This is a genomic window from Micromonospora ferruginea, from assembly GCF_013694245.2.
Lineage (GTDB): Bacteria > Actinomycetota > Actinomycetes > Mycobacteriales > Micromonosporaceae > Micromonospora > Micromonospora robiginosa.
In genome coordinates this window covers 983,110-995,649 of record NZ_CP059322.2, presented here as the reverse complement: position 1 = coordinate 995,649, position 12,540 = coordinate 983,110, and the positions used below count along the sequence as shown (strand labels likewise).

The 12,540-nt window shown below is 70.1% G+C and carries 9 protein-coding genes; 1 reads left to right on the top strand and 8 read right to left on the bottom strand.

All coding sequences use genetic code 11. The features are described 5' to 3' along the window. Positions 1-19 precede the first annotated feature (19 nt). The 6 genes from H1D33_RS04600 to H1D33_RS04575 form a co-directional block, all read right to left on the bottom strand. A complete protein-coding gene (locus H1D33_RS04600; protein WP_181569246.1) occupies positions 20-652 on the bottom strand; it encodes a DUF2291 family protein in 633 nt (210 codons plus the stop codon). Then, positions 649-2,124 (bottom strand): FGGY family carbohydrate kinase, encoded by a 1,476-nt coding sequence (locus tag H1D33_RS04595; RefSeq protein ID WP_246412265.1) that lies wholly within the window; start codon positions 2,122-2,124, stop codon positions 649-651. Before H1D33_RS04595 ends, H1D33_RS04600 begins: the two co-directional genes overlap by 4 nt. Next, positions 2,117-3,088, bottom strand: a complete 972-nt coding sequence (locus tag H1D33_RS04590) for a transketolase family protein (RefSeq protein ID WP_181569248.1) — start codon at positions 3,086-3,088, stop codon at positions 2,117-2,119. Before H1D33_RS04590 ends, H1D33_RS04595 begins: the two co-directional genes overlap by 8 nt. After that, positions 3,085-3,969, bottom strand: a complete 885-nt coding sequence (locus tag H1D33_RS04585) for a transketolase (RefSeq protein WP_246411689.1) — start codon at positions 3,967-3,969, stop codon at positions 3,085-3,087. The genes H1D33_RS04590 and H1D33_RS04585 overlap by 4 nt, the downstream gene beginning before the upstream one ends. A gap of 35 nt (positions 3,970-4,004) precedes the next feature. After that, the gene (locus H1D33_RS04580) at positions 4,005-4,991 is read right to left on the bottom strand and encodes a sugar phosphate isomerase/epimerase family protein (protein WP_181569249.1); all 987 of its coding nucleotides are present in this window, start codon (positions 4,989-4,991) and stop codon (positions 4,005-4,007) included. Positions 4,992-5,201: 210 nt separating this feature from the next. Next, complete coding sequence (locus tag H1D33_RS04575) at positions 5,202-7,208, bottom strand: nucleoside hydrolase-like domain-containing protein (RefSeq protein WP_181569250.1); 2,007 nt, start codon at positions 7,206-7,208, stop codon at positions 5,202-5,204. Between the two features lie 393 nt (positions 7,209-7,601). Between H1D33_RS04575 and H1D33_RS04570 the strand changes: the two genes are divergently transcribed. After that, on the top strand, positions 7,602-8,972 hold the full coding sequence (locus H1D33_RS04570) for a pectate lyase family protein (RefSeq protein WP_181569251.1): 1,371 nt from the start codon (positions 7,602-7,604) through the stop codon (positions 8,970-8,972). 211 nt (positions 8,973-9,183) lie between these two features. Here H1D33_RS04570 and H1D33_RS04565 read toward each other — a convergent pair whose 3' ends face one another. Both H1D33_RS04565 and H1D33_RS04560 read right to left on the bottom strand, forming a co-directional pair. Further along, positions 9,184-11,019 carry a nucleoside hydrolase-like domain-containing protein gene (locus H1D33_RS04565; protein ID WP_181569252.1) on the bottom strand — a complete coding sequence of 612 codons (1,836 nt, stop codon included), beginning with the start codon at positions 11,017-11,019 and terminating at the stop codon, positions 9,184-9,186. Between the two features lie 100 nt (positions 11,020-11,119). Then, positions 11,120-12,481: a DUF1593 domain-containing protein gene (locus H1D33_RS04560; RefSeq protein ID WP_220138716.1), complete on the bottom strand. Its 1,362-nt coding sequence runs from the start codon at positions 12,479-12,481 to the stop codon at positions 11,120-11,122. Between the last annotated feature and the right edge of the window lie 59 nt (positions 12,482-12,540).

Genomic DNA, 12,540 nt, shown 5'->3' with positions numbered 1-12,540 from the left:
CGGGCGCGTAGAATCGCGGTCATTGCGCCCGGCCGATCTCGATGGGCGTGATGGTGACGACCGACGGCGTGACGAAGCGGAACGCGCCGGTGAAGGTGATTTTCTGGCCCGCCAGGTCCGCGGGCTTCAGGTCGGCCAGCACGCTGCCGCGCATCTGGTTGTTCAGCGCCGTCGCCGCGTCGGCGTACTGCACCTGGTTGAGGAACTGGCCGAAGGTGATGAACCCGGCGGCGTCGCGCAGGGCGGTGCCGTTGATCGCCGGTCCCACCTGCAGTGACACTCGCGTGGCCGTTGGGAGGCCGGTGCCGGTGACGAGCATCAGGTTGCCGGTGGTCCTGCCGGCGACGCCCTCGCCGGTGACCGCGAAGCTCCAGGGGCCGGTGCCCTCGCGGTGGCCGTATCTGCGGCCGGCGGCCTCCTTGTCCGCGGAGAGGGCCGCGAACAGTTCTGGCAGCGGCGTGGCGTTCTGCCGGATGGCCGGCACCACCTTGCTCTGGTAGGTCTCGCTGCCGTAGCGGGCCGGGTCGAAGGCTTGCGCCTGGGCGGCCGAGGGGGCGTCCGCGGGCCGGTACTCGGTGCTGAGCAGGATCGCCGCGACGAGCACGGCGACGGCGGCCAGCCCGATCCACCGAGGACGTCGTAGGCGGGTCACGCTCTGCTCCTTGCCGTTGCGGGGGCCGACCGGGCCCGGTCGATCGCGGTGTGCCACCGGGCCCGCTGGGCGGCCCGGACCGCGCGATCGGTGGCGGGGTGGTATTCGTCGACGGGTCGTACCCGCCCTTCGAGGTCGGCCCGGGTCCACAGCCCGGCGACCAGGCCGGCCGCGTCGGCCGCCCCCAGGCAGGACAGGTCCTGCTCGGCGGAACGGCCGACGAGTCGACCGCCGACGTCGGCCTGGGTCTGCATGAGCCGGCCGCTGCGAGTCAGGCCACCGTCGCACAGCAGGAGCCGCACCTCACCGACGGTGGACTCGACGGCGGTCACGACGTCGTCGACCTGGTGGGCCACCGCGTGCAGCGCCGCGGCGGCGAGATCACCGCGGCGGGTGCCCAGGGTCAGGCCGCTGAGCATCGCGGTCGCGTCGGGGTCCCACCACGGCGCGCCGAGGCCACCGAAGGCCGGCACGAACTGCACCGGACCCGAGGCGGGTGGCGCCTCGTCGAGCAGGGTCTGCACGTCGGTGCCGAACAGCTCGGCCAGCCAGCTGAGGGTGCGGCCGGTGGCGCGGATGTTGCCTTCGACGGCGTGGACCGGTCCGTCGATGTCCCATGCCACGCTGCGGCACAGCTGCGGGCTGTCGCCGCCGTCGCCGACGGCCATCACGGACGAGCCGGTGCCGTAGGTGGCCTTCACGACACCGGGCCGCCAGCCGGCGTGGGCGAACATCGCCGCGTGCGAGTCCCCGAGGACCGCCCGCACCGGGACGCCGTCCGGCACGGGCCACAGATCGCGTACGGCCGGGAAGTCGCCGCCGGAGCCCACCACCCGGGGCAGCACCGCGGCCGGCACCCCGAACAGGTCGAGCAGACGCTCGTCCCACTGCCGGGTGTCGATGTTGAGCAACTGGGTGCGGGAGGCGTTGCCGACCTCGGTCACGTGCTCGCCGCCGAACCGGCTCAGCAGCCAGGAGTCGACCGTGCCCAGGCACAGCTCGCCGGCCTTGGCGCGCCGCCGTTCCGGGTCGTGGATGTCCAACAGCCAGCGCGCCTTGAGCGCCGAGAACATCGGGTCCAACGGCATCCCGCTGGCCGACCTGACCAGCGGTCCGCTGCCGGACGCGGTGAGGTCGCGACAGGCGTCGTTGGTGCGTTGGTCCTGCCAGCTGAGCAGCGGGCCGAGCGGCTCGCCGGTGCGGCGATCCCACAGCACCAGCGACTCCCGCTGGGTGCTCAACCCGACGGCCTCGATCCGGTGGGCGACGGCCGGCTCGACGCAGGACGTCACGGCGGCACGGACGCTGTGCCACAGTTCGTCGGCGTCCTGCTCGACCCAGCCGGGTCGGGGCTGTCGCTCCGTCACGGGCGCGACCGCTCGCGCGACGACCTTTCCGGCGGCGTCGACGAGGAGCGCCTTGGTGGAACTCGTCCCCTGGTCCACCGCGAGGACGAGCGGCCCGTCAGCCATGGTCACCGTCCGGTTCCGCGGCGGCGTACAGCTCACGTACCGCGTCGGCGATGCCGTCGGCGGTCAGCCCGAAGTGGTCCAGCAGGTACGCGGTGTCGCCGGTCGGGGCGAAGACCCGGGGGATGCCGAGGATCCGCATCGGGGCGGGTCGGCCGGCGGCGACGATCGCCGCGACGGCGGCACCCAGCCCGCCGGTCGTGGTCGCCTCCTCGGCGGTCACGATGCCGCGGGTCTGGGCGGCGGCGGCCAGCACCGCGCGGGTGTCGATGGGGTCCACGAACGGCATGTTCAGGACCCGGACCTCGATGCCTTCGACGCGCAGCCGGTCGGCGGCGTCGAGCGCCCGTGAGGTGAGCGATCCGATCGCGATGACCGTGACGTCGTCGCCGTCGGTCAGGCGGACCGCCGTGCGGGGGGCGAAGGGCGCGTCCGCCGGCGTGACCGCGGGTACCTTGAAGCGGGGAATCCGCAGGTAAGAGGGGCGGCCGGAGGTGGCTGCCCACCGTACCGCGGCACGGGTCTGGGCCGGGTCCGCCGGCACGATCACGTCGAGGTTCGCCACCGCGCGCATCCAGGAGAGGTCCTCGATGGAGTGGTGGGTCGGCCCCAGCTCGCCGTAGGCCATGCCGGGGCTCTGCCCGCAGAGCACGACGTGCGCGTCGCTGTAGGCGACGTCCGCCTTGATCTGTTCGAGGGCTCGGCCGGTCAGGAACGGCGCGGCGGCGCAGACGAAGGGGATCTTGCCGGCGTTGGCCAGCCCGGCGGCGACGCCGACCAGGTCCTGTTCGGCGATGCCGACGTTGACCAGCCGGCGGGGGAACTCATCGCGGAAGCCGACGAGGTTGCTCGATCCGACCGAGTCGTTGCAGACCGCCACGACGCGCTCGTCGACCCGGGCGAGGGCGCGCAGTTCGTCGGCGAAGGCCTGCCGGCAGTCGAAGAGGGCCTGCTCCACGATCGTCATCCGACCAGCTCCGCGAGCGCCCGCTCGGTCTGCTCGGGAGTGGGCACCTTGTGGTGCCACTCGACCCGGTCCTCCATGAAGGACACGCCCTTTCCCTTGATCGTGTTGGCGACGACCGCCACCGGCTGGCCGGTGGTCGACGGCCCCAGGGCGCGCAGCAGCGCGACGTGGTCGTGCCCGTCGACCTCGCGTACCTCCCAGCCGAAGCTGCGCCACTTGTCGGCGAACGGCTCCAGACGCTTGGTGTCCTCGGTGCGGGCGCCCTGCTGCAGGCGGTTGCGGTCGATCACCGCGGTCAGCGAGGACAGGTCGTGGTGGGCGGCCGTCATCGCCGCCTCCCAGTTGCTGCCCTCCTGCATCTCGCCGTCGCCGAGCACGACGACGGTGCGCCAGGACGCGCCGGCCAGCTGTGCGGCGATGGCGCAGCCGGTGGCGACCGGAAGCCCGTGGCCCAGGGCGCCGGTGTTCGTCTCCACGCCCGGCACCTTGAGCCTGTTCGGATGCCCGTTGAGCGCCGACAGCGGCGCCATGAACGTGTCGAGCTCCTCGGGGTGGAAGAACCCGCAGTGCGCCAGGGTGGAGTACAGGGCCGCGGCGCAGTGACCCTTGCTGAGGATGAAGCGGTCGCGGTCGCGCCACGCCGGACGCTGCGGGTCCAGCGACAGCGCGCCCCAGAAGCAGGTCACCAGGATGTCGGTCACCGACAGGTCACCCCCGATGTGTCCCATCCGGGCGCGGTCGATCATCCGGATGATGCTGCGGCGTACCTCTCGCGAGATGCGCCGCAGCTCGACGGCGGCGACGTCGGCGTCGGAGGAGCGCAGGCGGGCGGACAGGTTCCCGTACCGCTGGGCGCGCTCGGGGTCAGCGGACAGTCTCACCGGGGCCACCTCGTCGACATGTTCCGTCACGTTGGTCAACTCTCGTACCGGCCGTAGAGGGCGTCCTGGATGATCCGTTGCGCGGCGAGGGCGTCCTGGGCCTGCTGGGCGGCGTGCAGCGCCTCCCGGTCGACGGCGCCGATCGCCCGGTGGATGCGCTTCATCACCCGGATGCCGTCGGTGGCCGCCTGCACGCTGTCCTCGCGGAACGGGAACTGGTCCAGCTGCCACACGCCCTGCCAGCCGGCCTCGACCAGGGCGTAGAAGAACTCGAACGTCTCGATCGGGTGCATGGAGCCGACGACCATGTCGTCGTCCCAGCCGCGATAGTTGTCGTTGACGTCGATGGCGAACAGCCGGCCGCGTGCGATCGCCATGCGGGCGGCGTCGGCCGGCGACTCCCCGCCGTAGAGGGAGTGCCCGAAGTCCAGGAGGATGCCGACGTTGGGCAGCCCGATGTCCTCGATGGCCAGCAGCGTGCGGGCCACCGAGGAGAACACCATCGCGTTGCGCGGCTCGCGTGGCTTGTACTCGATGGCGAAGCGCAGGTCGGGGAAGGCGGCGGCCAGTTCGCGGACCGCGTCGACGGAGTACTGCCACAGCTGCCGGTGGTCGGCCTGGAAGGGGTAGTCCCAGCCGTCCTGCCCGGGCCAGAGCTTGACGTAGTCGCAGCCCAGCTCACGCGCGACGTGGGCGGCCTCGGAGACCAGTTCGATCGCGGCGCGCCGCACCTCGGCGTCGGGGTTGGTGAACGCGCCGCGGTTGAACCGGCGGGTGTAGATCTCCGGGGTCACCGCGACCGCACGCAGCCCGTTCATGGTCAGCACGCCGGCGACGTCCGCGACGGCGAGCCCCGACGGGTCGAACGGGTAGGTCAGATCGACCACCGACAGGTCCTCGACCTTGCTGGCCAGGTTGATCGCTTCGAGCGTGTTCACCGGCGGGCCGTAGCCGTCGGTGGCGTACCGGTCCACATATCGGCCGAAGTGCCAGATGCCCGCACCGAAGACCGGCAATGGCATATCTATTCGCGCTTGATCGGACATGACACGAGCGTAGGACTGCCGAACCAGCAATGTCAATCGCCCGCGTCCGCCATCATCCGTTCACACGTCCCTGGCAGGTCGGCCACCGAGGTGGCGCGGTTCGCCGGCCGGGACCGGACGCGCCCGGGCAGTCCGACAGCCGCGCCCTCGGCCCTGGTCGGGCCGAGGGCAGGGCCGCCGCCCGCGTCAGGCGATGGTGAACACCACGCGTTGGTAGTGGGTCAGGCTCGGAGATCCGTTGTCGACGACCTCGAGGATGACGTGGATCCTCTTGCCGGGTTCGTTCGGCACGACGAAGGTGGCGCCGGTGCGTGCGGTGTCGTTGCTGATCGTCGGCCGCGCGCTCACCGAGTCGGCGTCGGCGTACTGCCACCACTTGTAGGTCAGGGCGTTGCCGTCCGGGTCGGTGGTCGGCGAGGCGTCGAGCGTCACCGTCTGCCCGGGCGACACGGTACGCGTCAGGCCACCGGCGACCCGCGCCACCGGTTGGTGGTTGGCGTCGCCGAACCTGGTGGCCACCTGCCAGTCCATCCGCGCGGCGTAGTCGTTCTCCGCAGCCGGGATCCACCGCCAGAACGGCTTGTTGGCGTTGCCGTCGTCGACGCCGTCGGTCATGTGGTTGCCGGTGTCGAAGACCGGCCGGCCACCCCACCCACCGAGGGTGTAGTCGGCGTACTGGGTCAGCCCGTTGTCGATCATCGGCAGGAACGACGGGGTGTCACCCTCGCTGACGTACGTCTGCGGCACGACCGCGCCGAGCGGGCCGTGGTTCCGCTTGACGTTCGTGTCCAACCAGCCCTGCGTCATGTACGCCTTGACGTAGTCCGGGCTGGGCCCGGTGAGGCTCTGGTAGTCCCAGACGTTGTCCCACTTGTACGCCTCGTAGATCCTGGCTCCGGGGATGTTGTCCTCGATCCACTGACCGCCGCCGTCCTGGTACCAGATGCAGTAGATCCACAGTCGGGACACGGCGCGGTCGTACTGAGCCGCCGGGTACTGGGTCTTCAGCTTGTAGAGCGCGTACGCGAGCGTGTTGGCCCCGCCCCAGGCCGAGACGTGCACCGGTCGGGGATCGTTGTCCAACAGCCGGTCGATGATCAGCTGCGAGCCCGGGGTGTCCCTGGTCGCCATGTCCGCCGGCGCCCTGGTCAGGTCGCCGCTGTTCTCGTTGCCGATCCGGACGACCCCGCGCAGCGTGGCGGTGTCGGGATACCCCGCCTTGTGCAGCCGCAGGTTGGGCAGCACCTGCTGGTACCGGTCGAGTTGCGCCTCGATCCATCGGTCGCCGCTGTGCCCGCTCTTCTGGTATCGCGAGTTGGTCTGGATGATGCCGGCGACGTCGTAGTCCGAGGCGTAGGTCAGGAAGCGGACCATTGAACTGCGGTCGTCGACCTCGCCGTCGGTCATCGCGATCATCCGCGGCCGGGTGGTCGACGGCGGTGGGGCGTCGTTGACAGTGAGACTGGCGGGGTCGCTGGTGACCGAGCCGAGGGAGTTGGTCACCACGACGGTGTAGTCGCCGGCGTGGGCGGACTGCACGTTGGTGAGGGTGTAACTGCTGGCGGTGGCGCCGGCGATGTCGACGCCGTTGCGCCGCCACCGGTAGCTCAGCGGTGACGCGCCCGTCGCGGCGACGGTGAAGGTGATGGTGGCGCCGGGGGCAACCGTCTGGCCGACCGGCTGGGCGGTGATGACGGGCGCGGACGCCCCGTCGTTGGCGGCGACGACGATGTGGTCGATGTTGGCCAGGTCCTGACCGTTGGTCTCGAAGCGGATGGTGTTGCCGCCGCTGTTCAACGGCACCGTCAGTGAGGTGCTCTGCCAGGTCGTCCAGTTGCTGGTCGTGGGGAAGGTGATGTCCTGGCCGGCCCCGTTGACCACCAGCCGGCCGGTTCGCGTCTTCCCACTTCCGTTGGCGAACCGGATCGTCAACCCGGCGGAACCGCCGCTGCCGCCGGCAACGCTGCCGAACTGCAGCGACCCGCCGCCGGTCGGGAAGTTCGCGAATCCGCCGCCCGTGTAGCCGGCGTTGTTCGAATCGATCGTCGTGCCGCCGCCGACCGTGCCGGCCTCGGCCTCGTAGGTGGTGGACACCGCATTCGCCACCGCGCCCTGGCGCCCGGCGGCCGTGGCGGCGTGACCGCCGGTGACGACCAGGGCGGCAGCGAGGGCCGTCGCGGCCCATGCCGTCACGCGGCACCCGGAGAAGGCATGTCTTCCCGTCGTCGGCATGGCGCAACACCTCGCAGTTCTGAATGAATATTCATTGCCGATTCACAATTCGACAACGTGGGCGCAACCTAACGTTTACCCTCATCGATGTCAAGCGCGGTCGACGCGGTCGCTTGCGGCGCAACCGCGCATACCAATTCACTGTCTGTTAGCCATTTACGCCCCTCCATCGACATGCTTACATGAGAAAGCGCTTGCTGAGTGGGCGCGGGGCGGGAGCCGAAGAAACAGCTCGTCCATCGGCAGGGGCACGGGCCGCCGGACCGGTCGACCCACCGGCGCCAACCGGGCAGGCGCCGAGATGGTGGGAAGCCGGCCGGCGGAACCGTCCCCGCCGTTCCGAAGGGAAACACCATGTCCGTACGACGGCGCGCCAAGCTGGCCGCCATCACCTCCGCCGTCGCCACCACCGGCGCGGCCCTGCTCGTCGGCGGGGTCCTGACCGCCGGCACCGCCCACGCCGCAGCCGGCTGCCGGGTCACCTACTCGGTAGACGGCCAGTGGCAGGGCGGGTTCACCGGCAACGTGGCCATCACCAACCTCGGCGACCCGATCTCGTCCTGGAGCCTGCGCTGGTCCTTCGGCGCCGGGCAGCAGGTCAGCTCGGCCTGGAACGCGAACGCGACGCAGAGCGGCAGCCAGGTCACCGCCACCAACCTCGACTACAACGGCGCCGTCGGCACCAACGGCACCGCCTCGTTCGGCTTCAACGGCACCTGGAACAACTCCAGCAACCCGGTGCCGTCGAGCTTCGCGCTGAACGGGGTCACCTGCACCGGCGGGACCGCGCCCACCACTCCGGCGGGCACCCCCACGGTCACACCGCCGAGCACGCCGCCCCCCACGTCCGGACCGACCACGTCCCCGCAGACCGGGCTGGTGGGCTGGGCCACCCAGAACGGGGGCACCACCGGCGGTGGTAACTCCTCCCCCACCACGGTGACCAACTCCTCCGCACTGAGCAGCGCGATCCGGGGCACCAACGCCGCGGTCATCCGGGTCTCCGGCACCATCTCCTGCTCCGGCATGCTGCAGGTCGGATCCAACAAGACCATCCTCGGCAACCCGGGCGCGACCATCGTGGGCTGCGGCCTCAACGTCAGCGAGCAGCACAACGTCATCATCCGCAACCTCACCTTCCGGGACTGGAACGACGACGCCGTCAACGTCCAGAGCGGGTCGACGAACGTCTGGATCGACCACAACACGCTCAGCAACGGCTACGACGGCGCGGTCGACATCAAGCGTGGCTCGGACTTCGTCACGGTGTCCTGGAACCGCTTCTTCAACCACAACAAGACCGCGCTGCTCGGGCACAGCGACGGCAACGGTGGCCAGGACATCGGCCACCTGCGGGTGACCTACCACCACAACTGGTTCGACGCCACCACCCAGCGTCACCCCCGGGTCCGCTTCGGCAACCCGGTCCACGTCTACAACAACTACTACAACAGCAACGGCGGCTACGGCGTCGCCTCCACCATGAACGCCGGCGTCCTCGTCGAGGGCAACTACTTCGAGAACGTCAAGGACCCCTACCACCTCGGTGAGGGCGACTCCGGGCCGGGCAGCCTGGTCGCCCGCAACAACTACTTCGTCAACTCCGGCAGCGGTCAGGCCGGCGGCAGCGTCGCCAGCATCCCGTACTCCTACCCGCTCGACAGCGCCAGCAGCGTCAAGTCGATCGTGACGAGCGGCGCCGGCGCCGGCCGGATCACCCCCTGACCGGTCCGACGAGTGCCCCTCGGGTCGCTGGCTGATCCGAGAGGCCACGGCGGAACGGCTGCCGGTGGCGATAGCGGTGAAACCAGCGGAGCGCTCGGCCGGAACCATCCGGCCGAGCGCTTCGCCGTCGGACGCCTCTCCCGCTGCGCGGTACCGGGCGAGGAAACGCCGACCGCCCGGGGGCATGCTCCCGGGCGGTCGGCCGGATGCGCTATCGGACGTTGATGACGGCCCGACGGTAGCTGTACAGGGTGGGCGTGCCGCTGTCGCGGATCTCCAGGATGATGTGCAGGCTCTTCCCGCCGGCGTTGGCCGGGACCTGGGCGGTCGCGGTGCTGCTCGTGCTGTTGTTGATGGTGACGGCGCCGTTGTAGGAGCTGGGCTCGTCGTAGTACGTCCAGGAGTAGCTGAGCGAGTTCCGGTCGGGATCGCTGGAGCCGACGGCGCTCAGGTTGACGGTGGAGCCGGCGGCGGCGGAGAGCTGGAGCACCTGCCTGGTGGTGTCACCGTTGAGGACGGCGGCCGGCTGGTGGTTCGCGCCGGAGTAGGAGCCGTTGACGGTCCAGTCCATCCGGGCGGCGAAGTCGTTGTTGATCGCCGTGCTCCATCGGCTCGTCGAGCTGCCGCCCTCCGGGGCGTCGCTGTACATGTAGTAGGGGTCGTACGACGGCTCCGCGCCGAGTCTGCCGCTCTCCGTCATGCCGCGAACGCCGGCCTTCTTCACCGGGTCGAAGCGACCTCCCCAGCCGCCCCAGTCGGCGTGCTGCGGATCGGTCAGGCCGTTGGGCAGCTGGTAGAGGAAGGACGGACTGTCCCCCTCGAAGGCCCAGATCCGGTCGGGATACTGCGCGCCCAGCGGGCCGTGGTTCTGGACGTTGTTGTCGACCCAGCTGTCGGAGGGCTGCCAGTTGTAGACCAGATTCTTGGCCCGGATGTAGAACAGGTTGGGGAACGTCTTCGTCATCCACGCCCCGGCCTCGTCCTGACCCAGGACGTCGTACACCCGCAACTTACTCACGAACTGGTCGACCTGTGCCTGGCCGCGCGTGTTCTTGACCTTCCACAACGCCTGCGCCAGCGTGTTGCCGCCGCCCCAGAAGTTGACCCAGACCGGACGCGCGTCGTTCCGGTCGACCGCGGCGATGATCAACTCCGAGCCGGGGCTGTCCTTGCCGGCGCCGACGTCACCCATGCCGTACCCCCGCTGGCCCAGCTTCGAGATCGACTGCAGGTGTGCCAGAGTCGGGTAACCCTGGGCGTGCTTCTGGAGATTCGGCAGGACCTGGCCGTACGCGTTCAGCCGCGGGTTCAGCAGGTTGGCCATGTTGGTCGCGTCCTGCGTCGGCTTCCAGCAACTCGTCGTCGCGATGATGCCCTCGAGATCGACCTCGTTGGCCGTGACCAGCATCCGGACCAGCGACTCCAGATCGTCCGGATCCGCACCGAGGTCGGTCATGTTGATCACGCGGGGCTTCACCCCGGCCGAGCCCGTCGGCGACGGTGTCGGGGTGGGCGTGGGCGTGGGCGAGGACGGCGTCGGCGTGGGCGTGGGCGAGGACGGCGTCGGGCTGGGCGTGGTCGGCGTGGTGGGAGTCGGACCGGGACCGGTCGAGCCGGTGCACGTCACACCGTTGAGCGCGAAGGTGGTGGGCGCCGGATTGGTGCCGCTCCACGTACCGTTGAAGCCGGGGGTGACGGTGGCATTGGTGCCGAGGGCGCCGTTGTAGGACAGGTTCGTCACGGTCACGCTGCCGCCGGCCTGGGTGACGTTTCCGTTCCAGAGTTGCGAGATCTTCTGACCCGCGGCGAAGGAGAACGTCAGCCTCCAACTCGACACCGGGTCACCGAGGTTGGTGATCGCGATGTTGGCGCCGAAGCCACCATCCCACTGGTTGGTGACGGTGTAGTCGACGCGACAGCCGGCTGCCGCGTGCGCCTGGGTGGAGACGCCTACCACCATCACCGACGCGGTGACCAGCGCGGCCGCTGCCGCGCCACTCCGGCGCAGGCGCTGCCGCGCCCGTCCCGGTTGGAAAACGGGTTCCATCTGAGCTGCTCCATTCTCGAACCGCTGTCAGCGGATGGGGTGACGAGGGGTCACACCCCCGGTCACATGAGTGCCTGGTGATCTGGTCGTGGAGGCGGTCCTACACGGTGGGTTCGAAGACGATCCGGCGATAGGCGCTGAGCCGGTGCGGACCGTCGTCGACCACCTCCACCACGACGTGGAAACTCTCGCCTGCCGCGTCCGCGGGGACGTTGACGGTGGCGATACTGGAACTGCCACCCACGATGTCGACCGGACCCGGATAGGTGCCTGCGTCGGGCTGGACCCACCAGGTGAAGCGCAACCGGTCGCCGTCCGGGTCGAAGGTTGCCGAGGCGTCGACCGTGACCGCCGTCCCCTGCCGGGGGGTCCTCCGCACCACGCCGACGCCGTGCTCGCCGTCGAGCACGATGACCGGGTTCCGATTCCCGGAGCCGGACTCCGCCCAGTCCATCCGGGCGGCGAAGTTGTTGAAGGACGCCGTGTAGAAGCGCCTGTTGTACGCCTCGCACGAGGCGGCGCCGGTCCACACGTTGCGGGAGTCGCCGGTGAAGGTGCCGCCCCAACTCGCCTGGCACGGCGAGTCGGGATCGTTGAGCCCGGTGGGCATGAGGTAGAGGAAGGAGGGGGTGTCGCCCTCGACGCCGTAGACGTACTTCGGGTACTGCCGACCCAGGTTGCCGTGGCCCTGGATGTGCGTCTCGTACGCGCTCCAGTTGGCCTTGCCGGTGCCGTTCTGGAACTTCCAGGCGCACTCGTCCCAGACGAACAGGAGCTCGCCCGCCGAGACGCGGCGCATCCACTGGTGCGAGCTGGAGCTGAGCGGCTCGGTCTGGGACCTGTCCTGGTCCGTGATGGCATAGACGCGCAGCTTGCGGAGGAAGGCAGCCAGCTGGTCGGCGGAACGGTCCTGCCGTACTCGCCAGATCGACTGGGCGAGGGTGTTCCCACCGCCCCAGAACGTCACCCACAGGGGCCGGTCGTCGCTCTCGTCGGCCAGCCGGATGATCAGATCGCTGCCGGGTGAATCGTTCGTGTCGCCCAGGAAGCGCACGCCCCGGTTCCGGCTGCCGGTCGTCGTGCGGTCCCGCAGATGCTGCGCGCTCGGCCAGTAGCCGATCTCCTGTGGGCTCCCGTCCTGGGTGAATCCGACCTGCCCCGACCGCTTCATCAGGTTGGGCAGGTCCCGCTCGTACGCGTCGATGGCACCCTGGACGATGTTGATGAACCCGCTCGTGACCGGGTCGTCGAGAGTCTCGTAGCTCCACCCGGTCGTCAGGACCAGGCCCTGGATCTCGAACATGTCGGCGTGCACGAGGAGCCGGGTCAGCGACTCGTGGTCGTCGGGTTCCCAGGTGGAGATGTCGGTCAGCACCACCAGGCGCGGCTTGAGCGAGGCGCGTCGCGCCGGCCGGTCGCCGGCGGAAGATCCGGCACGGCCGTCGTTGCGGGCGACAGTCACGGTGCGGTCATCCTTTCGAAGGTCGCCGGGGTCGCCCTCTTCCCGGCAGGTCCCGCGGC